Source organism: Ruania albidiflava DSM 18029 (assembly GCF_000421225.1).
Classification (GTDB): Bacteria; Actinomycetota; Actinomycetes; order Actinomycetales; family Beutenbergiaceae; genus Ruania; species Ruania albidiflava.
This window is the reverse complement of sequence record NZ_ATWL01000006.1, coordinates 108,574-125,539: the sequence shown is the minus strand read 5'-3', so window position 1 is coordinate 125,539 and position 16,966 is coordinate 108,574. Positions and strand designations below refer to the sequence as shown.

13 protein-coding genes are annotated in these 16,966 nt (G+C 67.8%); 1 reads left to right on the top strand and 12 read right to left on the bottom strand.

Annotated elements, in window-relative coordinates; genetic code table 11:
- Positions 1-27 precede the first annotated feature (27 nt).
- The 12 genes from K338_RS0109160 to K338_RS0109105 form a co-directional block, all read right to left on the bottom strand.
- Positions 28-1,398 carry a sn-glycerol-1-phosphate dehydrogenase gene (locus K338_RS0109160; RefSeq protein ID WP_022917876.1) on the bottom strand — a complete coding sequence of 457 codons (1,371 nt, stop codon included), beginning with the start codon at positions 1,396-1,398 and terminating at the stop codon, positions 28-30.
- Between the two features lie 100 nt (positions 1,399-1,498).
- On the bottom strand, positions 1,499-3,868 hold the full coding sequence (locus K338_RS25980; protein WP_211218209.1) for a carbohydrate-binding protein: 2,370 nt from the start codon (positions 3,866-3,868) through the stop codon (positions 1,499-1,501).
- Between the two features lie 239 nt (positions 3,869-4,107).
- Complete coding sequence (locus K338_RS21565; protein WP_022917874.1) at positions 4,108-5,151, bottom strand: extracellular solute-binding protein; 1,044 nt, start codon at positions 5,149-5,151, stop codon at positions 4,108-4,110.
- Between the two features lie 95 nt (positions 5,152-5,246).
- On the bottom strand, positions 5,247-6,938 hold the full coding sequence (locus K338_RS0109145) for an ABC transporter permease (protein WP_022917873.1): 1,692 nt from the start codon (positions 6,936-6,938) through the stop codon (positions 5,247-5,249).
- The gene (locus K338_RS0109140) at positions 6,935-8,047 is read right to left on the bottom strand and encodes an ABC transporter ATP-binding protein (RefSeq protein WP_022917872.1); all 1,113 of its coding nucleotides are present in this window, start codon (positions 8,045-8,047) and stop codon (positions 6,935-6,937) included. Before K338_RS0109140 ends, K338_RS0109145 begins: the two co-directional genes overlap by 4 nt.
- Positions 8,048-8,249: 202 nt before the next feature.
- The gene (locus K338_RS0109135; protein ID WP_022917871.1) at positions 8,250-9,179 is read right to left on the bottom strand and encodes a sugar-binding transcriptional regulator; all 930 of its coding nucleotides are present in this window, start codon (positions 9,177-9,179) and stop codon (positions 8,250-8,252) included.
- 90 nt (positions 9,180-9,269) lie between these two features.
- Positions 9,270-10,178, bottom strand: coding sequence for a hypothetical protein (locus tag K338_RS0109130; protein WP_022917870.1), 909 nt, complete (start codon positions 10,176-10,178; stop codon positions 9,270-9,272).
- Positions 10,175-11,251, bottom strand: a complete 1,077-nt coding sequence (locus K338_RS21560) for a vWA domain-containing protein (protein ID WP_022917869.1) — start codon at positions 11,249-11,251, stop codon at positions 10,175-10,177. The genes K338_RS0109130 and K338_RS21560 overlap by 4 nt, the downstream gene beginning before the upstream one ends.
- Positions 11,248-12,285 carry a vWA domain-containing protein gene (locus K338_RS0109120; protein WP_157612329.1) on the bottom strand — a complete coding sequence of 346 codons (1,038 nt, stop codon included), beginning with the start codon at positions 12,283-12,285 and terminating at the stop codon, positions 11,248-11,250. The genes K338_RS21560 and K338_RS0109120 overlap by 4 nt, the downstream gene beginning before the upstream one ends.
- Positions 12,282-12,821, bottom strand: a complete 540-nt coding sequence (locus tag K338_RS0109115; protein WP_022917867.1) for a hypothetical protein — start codon at positions 12,819-12,821, stop codon at positions 12,282-12,284. Before K338_RS0109115 ends, K338_RS0109120 begins: the two co-directional genes overlap by 4 nt.
- Positions 12,808-13,698, bottom strand: a complete 891-nt coding sequence (locus tag K338_RS0109110) for a DUF58 domain-containing protein (protein WP_022917866.1) — start codon at positions 13,696-13,698, stop codon at positions 12,808-12,810. Before K338_RS0109110 ends, K338_RS0109115 begins: the two co-directional genes overlap by 14 nt.
- A 58-nt stretch (positions 13,699-13,756) precedes the next feature.
- Entirely contained in the window at positions 13,757-14,779 is a 1,023-nt protein-coding gene (locus K338_RS0109105) for an AAA family ATPase (protein ID WP_022917865.1), read from the bottom strand.
- 122 nt (positions 14,780-14,901) lie between these two features.
- Between K338_RS0109105 and K338_RS0109100 the strand changes: the two genes are divergently transcribed.
- Entirely contained in the window at positions 14,902-16,911 is a 2,010-nt protein-coding gene (locus K338_RS0109100) for a bifunctional copper resistance protein CopD/cytochrome c oxidase assembly protein (protein ID WP_084480822.1), read from the top strand.
- The last annotated feature ends 55 nt before the right edge of the window (positions 16,912-16,966 follow it).

The following is a 16,966-nucleotide window of genomic DNA, read 5'->3' as shown; positions in this document are numbered from 1 at the left end:
GTACCCGGGCCAGGACAGGGCTTGGTTTCAGCTGCCTGTGTCCGGCGAAGGGCGTCGACCCCAGAACCCGCTCGGAGCGAACAGTCGGTCGACCACCGCCTCGAGCATCCCCAGGTCCGCGAGCAGATCGAGCACGGTGTAGCGGCTGCGGATCCGCTGCGCTGCCAGATGGGTTCGGCGGAAGTGGTCCATGCCGATGCCAATCTGCTCCGGATGGTGCGGGGCGCCGGCCCGCTGCAGCATGGTCGCGGCCCCACGGGCGGAGACCAGCTGCTCGCGGCACCGCTCCCGCAGGGACGGCCAGACCTCCTGGATCCGTGCGACCCGGGCACGCAGGGCATCGCCCTCCGCTCGTTTGGCCAGGGTGAGCGCCACGCATTCGTCGGCCATCGCCGCCGGCAGCGTGGCTCGTACCGCGGCCTCCACCTGTTCGGCACTCGGCGCGTCAGCGACGATCGTCTCCGCATCGAGGGCGGCGACGTCCATCGCGAGTGCCTCTTCCCACAGGGCGCACGATGCGACCGTACCGATGCCCACCTTGAACCCGTGCGAGAGCGGTGGTTCCCAGTCCAGCCCGTGCCCCTCCATCTCCCACGTGTGCGAGAACTGGTGGCCGGCGCCGGATGCGGGCCGGGAGGACTTGGTCGCTTGCATCGCCAGACCGGAGAGGAAGTGGCACTCCGCCATCTGTTCGATCGCCTCCGGCTCGGCGGCTGCGATCTGCTCGGGCCGGTCCAGCACGTCCCGTACGGTCGGCTGGATCAGCTGCCAGGCGACCTCGTGCACAGGTTCGACCCCCAGAGCGTCGGCGAGCAACCAGTCCGCACCCGCCGGGATCTTCTCCAGCAGATCGCCGTAGCCGGTGGCGGTCAGCCGCGCCGGTGCGGCGACCAGGTGGTCCAGGTCGGCCACGAGCCCGGCAGGGGCCGGGCAGGTGCGGGTGATCTTGAAACCATCGACGGTGATCGCGGCGCCGAATGCGCTGTATCCATCCACGGAGGCGGCTGTGCACACGTTCAGGTACGGCCGGTCCAGCTCACCGGAGGCCAGCTTGGTGATGTCGTTGAGCGTTCCGGAGGCAATCGAGCATGCCACCGCTGCAGGCAGTGTCGCGAGCTGCTCCCGCACCACCTGCACGTTCGGGTAGTCGGCATAGAGCGTGGGGCTTCCCGGGAAGATGAACGGTTCGTCCGCCAGCGGTACACCGGCTTGCTCGAGCGAGGCGAGGACCGCTGCGCCGGCGACGGCGAAGGTGTTCTCGTCTGCGACGACCAGCGCTGGTTGGCCGGGGAACAGGTCGGCGAACATGCTTCCGGTGCGGTGCACGGCACCCGGACCGAGAGCGATCGCCCTGGTCTCGTCGGCGGTGGTCAGGGCGTGGTCGAGCAGGGCAGACATCGATAGGTGTCCTTCAGAGCGCGTCGTCAGCTGGGTGCGGCTGGCTGGTCAGAGGTGCTGGGTCCCCGGCCGCTGTCGGGGACCCAGCACCGTGGGCTGGTCAGTCGATCGCACGCCAGGGACCGTGCGCGGCGCCCGGCTCCTGGTTGCGGGTCCACCACTGCGCCTCGTACCGGGTGCCGTCGTGGCTCACCACGTCACCGGCATCGAAGATCCGCGAAGGAGTCCACACTGCGGTCCCGTCCGAGGTGGTGACGATCTCCTGCCACGGCCCGTAGGGGTCGCCGGGCTCCTGGCCCCGGGTCCACCAGGACGCCTGCCAGATCGATCGCGCGTGCGCCACGGTGTCCCCGGCGGTGTAGGTGGCCGCACCGTCCCAGCGGGAGACCGGGTCGAAGTCCGCCGTCACCGGCACGAACGGGTCGTCGGCATGTCCGGTCCACGTCTCCAGCGTCAGGATCGAGCCCTGGCCGCCGTCGTTCGTCTGCGTACTGAGGTAGTACAGCCCGTCACCGAGCGACTGGATACCGACCGAGGCGGTCTCGTACCAGCCACGGATTCCGGTGGCCTCGTCGAGCAGACCGTCCTCCGCCAGCGGCAGGAGCAGCCCCTGCTCACCGTCCAGACCGGTGAGCGTCTCCAGGCTCGGCGTCGACTCGGCATCGACTGCGAACAGCTCGTAGTTCGGATACTGGTCCTTCTTGCCCACGTACACGCCCATGAACCACCGGTCCAGCCACGGGTCGAACTCGAGGTTCTGCACACCGTAGGTGGTGTTGCCGGTGAACACGAAGTACTTGCCGTCGACTGCGTCCGGGCCGCTGTGGTGCGGGTCGGACTCGGCCAGCGGGCGCTCCAGCCCCGTCCAGTCGCTGATGTCGTACTGCAGCAGGACCTGGTGATCGTTGTCGGTCCGCTCGGTGTTGGAGTAGATGCCGTAGGCCACGGTCAGGAGCTGCGGCCCGTCCACCTCACCGAATGCAGGGCCGAACCCGACACCGTCGATACCAGAGCTTCCGTACCGGTGATCGGCAGTGTCGCCAGTGTCACCGTCGAAGACCCCGTCGCCGTCCATGTCGGCGGTGTAGTCCTCGACCACCTCTTCGAGGTACACAGTCGAGACGATCGGGGAGTTCTGGGCATCCATGCCGACCTCGTCGATCTCGTCCACGTCGAAGATCGCGATGTAGAACGCTTCTGCGTCCTTGTACTCCAAGGAGCCGTACAAGCGGCCGTCCTCAGCGTTGAAGTCGAGGTCGCCCAGGTGCCCGGTAAAACCACCGACCGTCCCGATGATGTTCCCGGCCAGATCTGTCTTCACCAGCAGGGTGGTGAACGAGTAGTAGACGAAGCCGTTCTCCTCGTCCACTGCGATGCCCTGGACGTGGGAGGTCGGCCACGGGCCGCTCTGCAGCTGGAGCTTGTACCCGCCGACAGTCTCCGCGCCCCGCATCGTCACCACGGCAGCCTGCTCGCCGGTCAGCCCGATGCTGTTCGTCGCCCGGACCTGCAGCATCTGCTCGGCATCGCCGGGCAGGTCGGTGAAGGTGTGGCTGCTCTCCGCGGCGGCCGGTCCCCAGACCAGCTCGTCGCTCGGTGTGCCCGCAGGGGCAGCGGCAACTTCGTAGCCGGTGATCGTCGCCGGCTGGCCCTGGTCATCGATGCCCGGGTCCGCAGGAGCGTCCCAGGTGATGGTGGCCGCGTCGGCCTCCTCGGTCAGGTGCACGTTCTGCGGAGCGCTCGGTGCGCTGGCCTGCGGGGCGATCTCGGTGATCCGGACATCGTCGAAGGCGACGGTCGACCTGCTGTAGCGGAAGCCGAAGCTGCCGTCAGTGCGGCGCAGCTCATCGGTCCGCAGCATCTCCTCGCCGTCGATGCTGGCCACCAGCGACGATCCGTGCACCTCGAAGACCAGGTCGTGCGCCTGGCCGGTGCCCATGTCGAACGGACCTGGGTAGGCGCTCAGCGCGTTCGACCCGCTCTGCGGACGCTGCACGAACTCCACACCGTTGTCCGCAGAGGTCTGGCTGCGCAACCCTACCCAAGCCCCCCAGTGCTCCTCGGCGTGGTAGTCCAGACCGACGCTGAGCCAACGAGCTGGATTCTCCACCTCGACGAACTCGGCGCTGACTTCCACCCGGAAGTTCTCCGGTGCCTGCGGGCCGAAGCCGATGCGGGCTGCCTCATCACCGCTGGTGGAGCGCAGCTGACCGTCGACGACCTCCCAGTCACCGACCACCGGCAGCCAGTCCTCAGGCAGTGCGCCGCTGGAGAAGTCCTCCTCCAGCAGCACCGTCTCCTCGAAGTCGGACGCGTCCGCCGGTGCTGCGCCCGTGGCGGTCGAGGTGTCCTCCTCGGGTGTGGCCGCCGCGGGCCCGGCGCTGATCGCCAGGCCGGTGGTGGCCAGAGCGGCGCCCAGCGTGCCCGCGATCACCCCTCGGGCTGTGCCTCTGATCGTTCTGGTACTCACCTGTGTTCTCCTTCTCTCCTCCGCCGACCGGTGCGGGCGCACCGGCACGGTTGCGGCGTTCGGTGGAGGTCGCAGCGCCTTCGCTCACGGGCAGGCTCGACCTGTTTCAGGCATGGCGGCACCGCCTCGCTGCTCGGCGAGACCGGTCCCCCCGGTTCGGCCGGACTACGTCGGCCAGCTCTGGTGCTCCCGGTGGGCTGCTGTGCACAGTGCGGGAGCAGCCCACCGGGAAACGGGGCTCAGGAGCCCTGGACGCTGGTATACAGCTCGGTCCACTGCTCCACCACGTCGGACCGGTTCTCGGTGAGCCACTCGATGTCCCGGTCCACCCAGGTGATCTCGTCGTGCGCAGGCAGGAACTCCAGCGTGTAGTCCGCGCTCGTGGTCATCCGGACCGTGCCGTTCGCCTCGGCGAACGCGATCTGGCCCTCAGGGCTCATCAGGTAGTTGATGACGTCCTTGGCGAGGTCGCCGTTGGGTGCGTCGGCGATGACCGCTGTGGCGAACGCCGAGGCGCTGGTGCCCTCCTCGGGGTAGACCAGCCGGATGTGGGAGGCGCCGGACTTCAGCAGCGCGGCGATGCCGTCCTCGTAGGTGAGGCCAACGGCGTACTCACCGTCCTCGGTGCTCGCGAACGGGATGGAGGACGAGGATGCGATCACCAGACCGTTGTCGAGGAGCGCTTCGATGTAGTCCCAGGACTCCTCGGAGTCATAGCCGTACACCGCCATGATGTTGCTGATGTTGTTCCAGGCGGAGGACGACGAGGTCGGGTCGGCCATCGCGATCCGGCCGTTGAGCTGCGGGTCGAGGAGGTCCTCGTACCCGTTGATCTCGATGCCGAGCTCTTCTTCGATGTCCGTGTTGACGGCGAACGCCACTGTGGACAGGTGGTCGACGTTGTAGAACCCGTTCGGCGAGCGGTACTCCGGCAGAAGGTTGTCCTCGTAGTCGGACAGCCAGTGCTCGAAGATGTCGGAGTAGCGGTCTCCGTCCGCAGTGTCCAGACCGCCCCACATCATGTCGCCCTGCGGGTTGCCGGACTCGGACTGGATCCGGGTGGTGAGCTCACCGGCAGAGCCGTTGACGATCTCGATGTCGATGTCCGGGAACTCAGCGGTGACGATGTCGGTGAAGACGTTCAGGTCGTTGTCGGTCATGCTCGAGTAGAGGACGAGATGGTTCTCGTCGTTGCCGCCACCGCCGCCGCCGTTGCAGGCAGCGAGGGCGAGCGCTGCGGCCACCAGCACGCCGCCAGCGGCCAGGGTCTTGCTGCGTCTCATGTGTGGGTACTCCTCGTCGTCAGGGTTGTGGTCGTGTCCGGGGGATGGGGTCGCTGGACCGGGGGACGGCGGTCCTGGGGGAGGGGGAGGCGGCGTCACATCTTGACGTCCTCCTCCTTGGTGAACTTCAGGTACACAGCCAGCAGCACAGCGGTGAGCACGGTGAGGATCGCGGAGAACGCACAGGCCAGCCCGTAGCTGCCGCGGGTGATGGCGACGTAGGCGGACATGGTCAGCGTGATGGTCTGGTTGTTGTAGAGGATGATCCCCGCGGACATCTCGGTGACGATCGCCACGAAGCTCAGCACTGCGCCCGAGGCCACACCGGCGGACATCATCGGCACAGTGATCCGCCAGAAAGCCTTGAGCTTCGAGGCACCCAGGCTGCGTGCCGCCTCCTCCATCGACATCGGCAGGTGCATCAACGTGGCGGTGGCCGACCGGATGGTGTAGGGCATCCGTCGGATCACCAGCATGATGATCATCACCGTCATCGTCCCGGTCAGGGCCAGCGGGGGAGAGTTGAACGCGATCACCAGGCCGATGCCGATCACTGCTCCCGGCATGATGTAGGGCAGCATCGAGACCGTGTCCAGGAAGTTGTTCACCGCGTTGCTGCGCCGGACCACCAGGTAGGCCAGCAGGACGGAGACGGCGATGATGATCACCAGCGCTACGACGGCGAAGAAGATCGTGTTGTACACCGACCGGCCGAGCAGACGGCTCATCGCTTGCCGGTAGTTGTCCAGCGAGTAGCCGGGCAGGAACACGACCTGGTTGTTGTTCCGGAAGGACAGGTACACGATGTACAGCTGCGGCAGCAGCGCCAGGCCGATGAGTGCGTACATGTACAGGTAGACCAGTGCGCCACCGATACCGCGTGGGCGCCGCTTCTGCACCGGGCTGCCGGCCTTCAACGAGAAGCTGAACTTGTTCGCCGCAAACTTCTGCAGCAGGAACACCGCGGCGGTGACCACCACGCCGACGATGCCGATCGCCGCCGCAAAGTTGTGGTTCTGCCCGATCTCACCGAGGTACTGGTTGTAGATCTCGACCGTGAACGTGCGGTAGCCCTCGCCGATCAGCATGGGTGTTCCGAAGTCCGCGAAGGCGCGCATGAACACCAGCAGGGAGGCGGCCAGCAGTGTGGGCACGGTGAGCCGGATCATCACCTGCCAGATGCGCCGCAGCCCCGTGCTGCCCATCAGGGAGGCGGCTTCCAGGAGCGAGATGTCCACGCTCCGGAAGGCGGCGTTCATGTACACCGACACCAGGGGAAACAGCTTGAGGCTGAGCACCAGGACAATTCCACCGAAGCCGTAGATGCTGCCGATGCTGAAGGGAAGCACGGCCTCGAGGAGGCGAGTCGCGATCCCGTTCCGGCCGAGTAGCAGGATCCAGGCGTAGGCACCGATGAACGGTGCCGACATGCAGGACAGCACCGCACCGACGAAGAGGAACTTGGCCCCGCGAAGCTTGAAGAACGTGTAGAAGTACGAGAACGGCACGCCGATGACCAGCGAGACGACCGTGACCGCGAGGCTCACCATGAAGCTGTTCCGGATGGTGCCGAAGTAGTAGTCGTTGGCGAAGAACTTTGCGAAGTTGGCGAAGGTGAACCCGCCCTCGCCGTCGAGCACCGACTCCTTGAGCACTCCGAACAACGGGTACAGCAGGAAGAGTCCAAACAGCAGGAGCAGTCCGAGCGACGTGGCCGTCCACATGTCCAGCTTGAAGAACCTGCCCCGCCGGGTCTGGGCCCCGGGAGTGGTCATGATCGTCGTCATGAGCCGACCACCTCGGCTGCGGCACGGGTGCGCAGGTTGTGCTCGCCGGCGCTGTCGAAGATGTTCACCTTGTGTCGTTTGACGTCCAGGAACACGGTGGCTCCGGGCTCGAGCGCCTCGTCGAACTCGGACTCCTGGATCGCCTCGATCGCGGTGCCGTCGGCGAGCGTGAGGAAGTAGTGCGTGTTCACACCGAGAAAGACGCCATGGTCGACGACCGCCGGGATCCCGGTGGTGGCCGCAGTGTCCAGGACGAACTCCTCGGGGCGCACGGCCACCTTGACCGGCCCGACGGCATCCGCTGCAGAGGGCAGGTCGGGGATCACCAGGTCGGCATCGGCGACCACCAGGTGGGTCTGGCCGTCGCGTACGGTGAGCTGGCCGTCCAGAGTGTTCGTGCGGCCGATGAAGCTGGAGACGAACATGTTGGCCGGGCGATGGTAGAGCTCTCGTGGCGTACCGAGCTGTTGGATCACCCCGTCCTTCATCACGGCGATCCGGTCGGAGACGGCCATCGCCTCCTCCTGATCGTGGGTGACGTAGACCGTGGTGATGCCGACTCGTTTCTGGATCTCACGGATGACCTCGCGCATCTCCACCCGGAGCTTCGCGTCCAAGTTGGACAGCGGTTCGTCCATGAGCAGCACGTCCGGTGAGGTGACCAGCGCTCGGGCGAGCGCCACCCGCTGTTGCTGTCCGCCAGAGAGTCGGTCCGGCATCTGGTCGGCCCACCGGCCGATCTGCACCAGCTCGATGAACTCCTGCGCCTTGTCCCGCACCTCCTTGCGTGGGAAGTCCATGTTGCGCAGCCCGAACTCCACGTTCTTGCGCACACTCAGGTGCGGGAAGATTGCGTAGTTCTGGAATACCATCCCGATGCGCCGCTTGGAAGGTTCGACATCATTGATGCGCTTCTCGTTGAAGTGGATGTCCCCTGCCTCCACCGTGTTGAAGCCGGCGATCATCCGCAGCAGAGTCGTCTTCCCGCAGCCTGATGGGCCGAGCAGGGTGAAGAACTCGCCACTGCCGATCTGCACCGACAAGTCCGAGATGACGGTGGTGTCGCCGTATCGCTTGACGGCATCGGTGATGGTGATCGAAACGCTCAAGATCGTTGCTCCGTAGAACTCTGGCGGGACAGGCTGCGCCGACGCCCTGGACCCAGCCGGTCGCAGCGACCAGGCATCGTGGATGCGCCCTTGCAGGGGTGGTGCGACCCGAGAGTAGGACGAGTGCTGAGGCCGTCCGGTTGGTCGACCAACTAGATCGCTCATTTGAGCGATAACGCTTTGGTAACGCTCGCAGTCGCCGTCAGTCGGCCAGGGTGCTCGTGACCTCCGGGAGCCTGAGCAGCGTATGGGCGAGCTCGACGTCCAGCACCAGCTCGTTGATGACCGCCGCTTGGCACACCGCCCGCACTGCCTCCGCCTTGACCGGATGCACGGCTGCACCGATCACGCGCTCGATCCCGCGCATCTGGTCCGGTGTGATGGTCAGCAGGTGTCGCCACAGCGGGGACTCCACTGTGTATCCCTCCCGGGAGAACAGGTTGCCGCAGATCTCCCCGACCGCTCCAGAGTCCAGCAGGCTCTCGGTGAACCGACGTGGCATCGATGAGAAGGCGATTGTGATCGGTTGCGGCCATACCGTCCCGACCGAGACGACTGCTGTACTGATCTGGTCAAAGCCCGCAACCACTGCTGCCACCTCTGGATGGCGCCGCAGCGCGTTGACTACCCGCGCATCGTCGACGAAGAACGGGGCCGGGATCGCATGGAACGCGCCGCCGGTGAGGGCGACGGCCCGGCGGGTGAGCTCCGCAGCGGCATTGCGCCGGTCGGCTTCGAACCGTCCAGAGAGCTGGATCACCTCGACTTCCGGCAGGTGCTCGACCCCATCCATCATCGAGTCGAGGGTGCGCCCCCACCCGATGCCCAGCGACTCGCCGTCGCGGAGGACCTCGGACAAGCGGGCGCCCGTGGCCCGCCCTACCGCCGTCCGCAGGCTGTCCAGATCGCCATAGACCTCGACTACGTGCGCGTCCCGGAGGCGCAGGTGCGCTCGGACGCGTTCGGACAGCTCAGGCATCGGCGCACCACTGTTCAACGTGATCGAGACGATGCCCACGTCCCGGGCGGCAGCCAGCGCGCGAGCCACGCGAAACCGGGAGATCCCCATCTCCGCGGCGATCTGCACCTTGGACAGCCCATCGATGTAGAACGCCTTGCTGACCAGCATCATCGTCCGGCGATCGATCGTGCGCCGGTCGCGGGGCCGGGAGGCCCCCGCCGATGCTCGAGGAGTCACAGAATGCTCACCGCGCAGCCGCTACTACCAGTTCTGCCCGGAGCCGTCCCCGCCGCCGGACTGCTGCTCCTCCGCCTCGCGCGACTCCTGTGCCTCCTGGTTGCGCTCCTCCAGCTCATCCTGCCGCGGATCGGTGGACTCGCCGGGGGAGGGGGACTGGCTCTGCTCGCCGCCGGACTCGCCCTCCGAGGGGGACTGGCTCTCCTCGCCGCCGGACTCGCCCTCCGAGGGGGACTGGCTCTCCTCGCCGCCGGACTCATCCTCGGAAGGAGACTCGTTCTCCTCCTCGCCCTCACCGTCGCCCTGCTGCTGCTCTTGCTGTTCCTGCTGCTGCTGGGACTCCTCCTGGCTCTGCTGCTGGCGCTCCTCGGCCTGTTCAGCCTGCTCGCCACCGTTGCCACCGGACTCACCGCAGTCGGCGAGCATCGTCTGCGCCTGCTCGTAGTAGTCGGTCGCCATCGCGAAGTCGGAGGCGATCATCGCCTCGTCGCCGAGCCCCTCGAGGGAGAGCGAGTAGTTGGTACGCACCATGCACTCCTCCTCCCCGCGCGGTTCACCCTCAGGGGCCGTCGGCACCAGACCGAGAGCCACGTCCAGGTGCTCCTTGGCAGTGAAGAAGTCGCCGGTGGCGTAGACCGCGGTGCCCTCGTTGAACGGCGCCTTCCACGGCTCCACCACGTTGAAGAACGCTAGTGAGGCGAACCGGTCCGTGGCCGTGACATAGTTCTGCTTCTCGTAGGCGCTGGTGCCCGCCAGGTTCAGCAGCACAGCACTGAGCAGCTTGGCCGCAGCGAGGAACACCACCAACACCACCGGTGCCGACCAGAGCAGCATCAGCTTTCGCCGCCGCGCCAGCTTCTCCGCGAGCTTCGCGTCCCGGATCTCCTGGGTGGTGCGGAACTCCCCCGGCGGGGGCAACAGGTCGACGCTCATCGCCTACTCCCTCCAGAGACCAGGTCCTTCTCCCGTGCGGGCTGCCGTGACGTCTCGTCCGTGCCGCGCTTCCGCCCGGACCTGGGCACCTCGCGGGTGAGGTCCCACGCCTCCCAGGCCAGCAGCAGCGCCAGCAGTATCGCAACCGGCCAGTAGACGTCCTCGTAGCTGGTCACATCACGGCGGCCGTCGGCGGTGATCTGGCCGATGTCCACGTCTGCCACCAGGTCATCGACCGGGCCCGGTTCGATGCGGTGCACGTAGTCCACGCCGAGCTGGTTGGCCACGGTCCGGAGGTTGTCCTCGTCGATCCGGGAGACCGCCGGCTGGCCGGTGTCGTCGGTGATGTACGGCGCATCGGTGCCGAAGCCGGTGCCCGAGGTGCCGTCGTAGGAGCGCATGTTGCCGCCGTCGGCCGTGCCGTAGCCGAGCACCGCTCCGCCATCGACCAACGGTTCCAGCTCGGCGAAGGAGCTGAAGTCGCCACCGGCGTCCGAGGCGGAGCCGTCGGTGTTCTCCCCGTCGGTGAAGAGGAACACCAGCCGGACGTTGCCCGGGTTGCGCTCCTCGGCGGAGGTCAGCGACTGGGTCAGCTCCTCCAGCGGCCGGTCGATCGTCGAGCCCGCCGAGTAGTTGGTGATCTCCTGCGTGACCGTCTCCGCCCAGGTCTGCACCGCGCGCGAGTCCGTGGTCATCGGCAGCTGCTGGGTGGCCTGGGAGTCGAACCCGATGATCGTGTACCGGGCGGCGGGCATCGCCTCGGTGAGCGCGATCAGGTCGTCTCGCACCCCCACCAGCCGCGCCTGGTCGCCGTTGTAGTCCTCAGCGGCCATGGACCCGGTGCGGTCCACCACGAAGAACATCTCCACGTTGGAGATCAGTGCGTCCTGGCTGGTGCGCGGGATCGCCGGGGTGAGACCGATGATCAGCAGGCACACCACGATCGCGGTGCGCCGGATCCAGTCCCACCGTCGCTCACCGTGCGAGCTGCGGACCTTCCACACGGTCAGCGCCAGCAGCGGCAGGAAGACCGGCAGCAGCAGCCACAGCGGCCACATCATGCGCAGCGTCATGATCGCAACCTCCAGACCGCCACCAGGTACAGGCCCAGGGCAACCACCAGCCACGGGTAGTACTCCTCCGGCCGGTCGGTGATGATCACGTCCGGGTCGGCGTCCAGGTCCACCGCCTGCTGGGCGGTGATCTGGTCGATGATCCCCTCGACCGCCTCGGGGTCGTCGCTGGCAAAGAACAGTCCGCCGTTCGCCTCCACCGCGTCCTGGTACTCCTTCTCCTGGGCGGCGGAGGTGGACGTCACCTCCCCGGCGTAGAAGCCGTGCAGGGTGATGTCCCGTTCGGTCACCAGCTCGGCAGCCTCGGTGGTGGTGTACAGCGGGTCTCCGAAGACCTCGTTGTCGGTGGCCAGGATGATCGAACGGGAGCGCTCCTCGTCATTCAGGTCGAACGCCATCGCACAGGTGGCCAGCCCGTCGCCGACCAGGGAGGACGCATCTTGGCCCATGCCCTCTGTGCCGGCGAGGAAGTGCAGCAGCCGGTCCAGGGCGGCCGGGTCGTAGGACCAGTCGTCCAGGGAGTCCACGTCGAAGTCGAGCGCCTCGGCAGCTTCGGTGAGCTGTTCCTCCACCAGCGTGTAGTCGTCGGTGAGCGGGAACACCGTCCGGGAGGTGGAGTTGAAGATGGACAGTGCGATGCGTTCGCCGTGGAAGCTGGGCAGCAGCTCCAGGAACCGTTCGACGATCTCGGTGTCGTACTCGATCATCGACCCGGAGACGTCCAGGCAGAGCACGATGTCCCGGGTGGCGAGCTCCTCGGACCGGGTCTCCTTGTCCACCGGCCGCGCGTTCAGGATGCCGGTGACCACCGAGGCGCCGACCAGCACCACCGCCAGCCCGAGCAGCAGCACCCGGTAGCGGGAGAGCCGTGCGCGGAACGAGGGCAGCCGAGTCAGGTAGGCGGCATTCGCCACCCAGGTCACGCGGCGCCGCTCCTGCCGGGCGGACCGGGCAAACCATCCCAGCACCAGGGCGACGACCACTCCCCCGATGACCACCGGGATGGCCCAGCCGTGCAGCAGCGTCGACGTCACCACTGGCTGATCACCGCCCGGGCGTGCTGGGTCGCGGCGAGCGCCTGCGCATCGGAGTCTGCGGCGAACGCCGGCTCCTGGTAGTCGGCGAGCAGGTCGGTGAGGCGGTCGGTGCCCTCCAGGGTGGCGAGCTCACCCACGGTCAGCGAGCTGGCGTCCATCTGCAGCCGGCCGGAGGCGAACTCGCGCAGGATGTGGTTCAGGTCCAGGTGCAGGGTGCGCAGGTCAGCCTCACCCTCCCGGTACCGGGCCTCGGCAGCATCCACCTCGGCCATGGACGAGGTGCGCAGCGAGGCGTAGGCGTCCCCGCGACCGGACTCCTCCCGTGCCGGGCGCTTGCGGGTGTGGTAGAAGACGAACCAGTACCAGGCGGCGATCAGCGCCAGCAGCACCAGACCCACGATCCACACCCAGGTGGAGTAGGCGGCCGGCGGCACCGGCTCGTTGATCGGTGCCGCCAGCAACGGCCCTTCGAGGACCGTCCTGTGCTCGACGGCGCGGCTCACCGTGGTCAGGTGCTGCTCAGTGGCGAACACGGCGTTGCCTCCGCAGCAGGTCGATCAGGGCGTCGATGAGCTGGTCCTCGCTGGTGGCCACCACCCCTTGGACGTCCTGTCGACGCAGCAGCGTACGGACGTCCTCCCGGCGCCGCTCGGCCACCTCGCGGGCCTCCGCCGCCAGCGCCTTGTCCGAGCGCATGTACTCGGGGATCTCCAGGTGCACGTCCACGTCGTCGATGGGTTGGTCGCCGAACATCGTCGGCACGGCGTCACCGACCTGGACGACCATCACCTCGTGGCGGGTGCGCAGACGCTTCAAGGCCAGCTCGTGCTCCGGCTGCGGCCGAGCCTCGTCGGTGATGAGTACCACCAGGGAACGGCGGTTGAACCAGGTGAGCACTCGGTCCAGCACCCGGTTCAGGTCGCTGGCCGGAGCCTCCAGCTCGAACATCGCCTCCACCCGGCGTAGCAGCGTCTCGATGTGCTCGGTGCCGCCGCGGGCGGGGATCTGCACGATCCGCTCGGAGTCCCCGGCCACCAGTGCGACAGTGTCGCCGCGCGACCGGGCGAGGAAGCAGACCACCTCGGCGGCGAACATGGCGATCTCGGTCTTCGGGCCACCGTCCGGGGCGGTGGCGGCCATGTTCCGGCCGGTGTCCACGGCGACCACCATCGCGAGGTTCGAGTCCCGCACGAACCGGCGGATCACCGGCAGACCGTAGGAGGCGCTGGCCTTCCAGTCGATGTCGGAGACGTCGTCGCCGAACTGGTACTCGGCCATCTCGTCGAAGTCCTGCCCGTGCCCGGAGTAGATCGACCGGTGCCGGCCCTCGAGCAGACCGGAGGCGCGCCGAACCGTCGGCAGGTCGAGCCGGGCTCGGACCTTGGCCAAGCGGGAGGTGGTCGAGGCCACGGGCTGCTCCTCGGTCGGGGTGGGTGGCGGGCGGCCGCTCAGCGGCCGGCCGCGTCGGTCACGGGCTGGGGACGGCGGCGAACACGGCGTCGATGAGCGACTCCGGTGCCACGTTGTTGGCCAGTGCGTCGTAGGTGCGCACGATCCGGTGCCGCAGCACCGAGTGGCGCAGGGCCTTGACGTCGTCGGGCACCACGTAGGCACGGCCGGCCTGCAGCGCCAGCGCCTGGGCGATGCGCATCAGCGCGATGCCACCGCGGGGGCTGGCGCCGACGCGGACGTGCTGGTTCAGGTTCGGCAGCGGGCGGGGCCCACCGCCGCGGGTGGTGTTGATCAGTGCGACGATGTACTGCTTGATCGAGGTGTCCACGTACACCTTGGTCACCAGGGACTGCAGGAACAGCACGTCTGCCACGGTGATCGACTCGGCGGTCAGGGGTGCAGTCATCGACCCGGACTCGATCCGGTCGAGGATCTCCACCTCCTCGTCCGGAGCCGGGTAGGTGAGCACCTCCTTCATCAGGAACCGGTCCATCTGCGCCTCGGGGAGGACGTAGGTGCCCTCCTCCTCGATCGGGTTCTGGGTGGCCAGCACCATGAACGGGTTCGGCAGCGGGTACATCTCTCCGCCGATGGAGGTCTGCCGCTCCTGCATCGCCTCCAGCATCGCCGACTGGGTCTTCGCCGAGGACCGGTTGATCTCGTCCAGCAGCACCAGGTTCGCGTGCACCGGCCCGAGCTGGGTGGAGAACTCGCCGGTGGCGTAGTTGTAGATCTGGGTGCCGACGATGTCGTTCGGCATCAGGTCCGGTGTGCACTGGATCCGGTGGAACGACCCGGTCACCGAGTCGGCGAGCGTCTGTGCAGCGGTGGTCTTGGCCAGACCTGGCACGGACTCCAGCAGCACGTGCCCACCGGCGAGCAGGCAGCTGACCAGCGCAGTGCGCAGCCCCTGCTGACCGACGATGCGCTGGTCGAACACTCGGCCGATCTGTCCGAGCAACGTGGTGGCGCGCTGGCCGTCGTCATAAGAGATCGGCGAGGTCGCGGGCGCGAGGTGCGCGGCTACGGGACTGGACATGATCTCCCACTCGGGACGGGGGCGTTCGGTACGCCGAGCGATTATGCCAGCCAGACCTGGACAACCCAGCGGATGCCGATGGGAAGGACTGCCCATCGCTGGCGGCGGATTAGGCTCGACGTGTGGTCCAGGAGGTTGCGCCGTCGACGGCTGTGAAGCTGCCCTCCCCCTCGCGGTGGGTGTGGGCGGCCGTGCCCGCTGCGCTGCTGGCGTGCCTGGCCGGTCTGGCACTCTCCGGTGCTGCTGCACCCACGGTGATCGCGGACGCCGGTGCCGTGGTCCGCTGGGGCCGGCCACTGGTCACCGTGGCCTGGCAGCTGGCTGCTGCCGGCACTGTCGGGGGTCTGGGCGTGCTGCTGTTCGTCCTGCCCCGCACCTCCCCGGCCTGGTCGACGGCGGCGCGTGTGGTGTCCATCGCAGGCTCGCTGTGGGCGGTGCTGCTGGTGGTCGACCTGTTCTTCGGGTACGCCAACGTCGCCGGACGCCAGATCGGGGGTGCGAACTTCGGGGACGAGCTGGCCTTCTATCTCACCGAGATCTCCTCCGGACGGGCCGCGCTGGTGGCGGCGATCCTCGCCGCGGTGCTCTCCCTCATCACGGTGGCCGTCTCCGGGTACGGCACAGCCCTGCTGTCCGCGGTGGGCGTGCTGGTGGTGCTGGCGCCGATCGCGACCACCGGGCACGCCGCCGGTGCGGCCAACCATGAGCTGGGCATGACCGGTCTGTACCTGCACATCCTGTTCGCGGCGCTGTGGGTCGGCGGCCTGGCCGTGCTCGCGCTGGCCGCGCGCCGCCTGGACACCGGGCTGACCGCAGCCGCCTCCCGGTACTCTCAGCTCGCTCTCTGGTGCTTCATCGGGGTGGGTGTCTCCGGGATCGCGAACGCCTGGATACGGCTCGGCTCCCTGGCCGGCTTCGCGACCGGGTACGGGGTGCTGCTGCTGGTGAAGATCGCCGGCTTCGTGCTGCTCGGCGGTATGGGCTACGTCCACCGAGAGCGCACCATCCCCGCCCTCACGCCGACCGACGGCGCCGGCACCCCGCGGGCCTTCTGGCGCCTGGTGGGGGTGGAGGTGGTGGTGATGGCCGCCGTCATGGGCGTGGCCTCGGCGCTGTCGGACACCCAACCGCCGATCCCGCAGGAACCGCAGGAGGGGCTCAGCCCGGCTGCGGAGCTGTCCCAGAACCCCGTGCCTCCGCCGCCGACGCTGGCGACCTGGTTCACCCAGTGGCGCGCCGACCTGCTCTTCGGCGGGGTCGCTGTGCTCATGGTCGTGATGTACCTGCGCTGGGTGGTGCGGCTGCGCCGTCGGGGAGACAGCTGGCCGCTCTCGCGCACCATCAGCTGGGTGATCGGGGCGATCGGCTTCGGCTACATCACCTGCGGTGGCGCGGCCGTCTACGGGCGGCTGATGTTCTCCGCACACATGCTGCAGCACATGACCCTGGTGATGGTGCTGCCGATCCTGCTCACGCTCGGGGCACCGGTGACGCTCGCGCTGCGCGCACTGCCGCACCGCAAGGACGGCTCCCGGGGACCGCGGGAGTGGCTGCTGAAGCTGGTGCACTCCCGTGCTGGGAACTTCTTCAGCCATCCGGTGGTCGCCGCGGTGAACTTCGCCGGATCGATGATCGTGTTCTACTACACCCCGTTGTTCCACCTGGCGCTGACCACCCACATCGGCCACATCGGCATGGTGGTGCACTTCAGCCTGGCGGGCTACCTGTTCGTGAACGTGCTCATCGGGGTCGATCCGGGGCCGAAGAGGCCGGCCTACCCGCTGCGGCTGGTGCTGTTGTTCGCCACGATGGCCTTCCATGCGTTCTTCGGGATCGCGATCATGATGATGAACTCACTGCTGGCTGCGGACTACTTCGGGGCCCTCGGTCTGCCCTGGGGTGTGGACGCGCTCGCCGACCAGGTCAGCGGAGGGCAGATCACGTGGGGCATCGGGGAGCTGCCCTCGCTGTCGATCGCGATCGCCCTGGCGGCAAGCTGGATCCGCAGCGATGCGCGCACCGCCCGTCGGCTGGACCGCAAGGCGGACCGGGACCACGATGCCGACCTGGCCGCGTACAACGCGATGCTGGCGCAGATGGCCACCGAGGAAGAGCGCGACGACCACCACTGACCGGCCCACCCACCCCCCTGGCTGAATCGATTCACGCGATACTTCGCACGGGGAA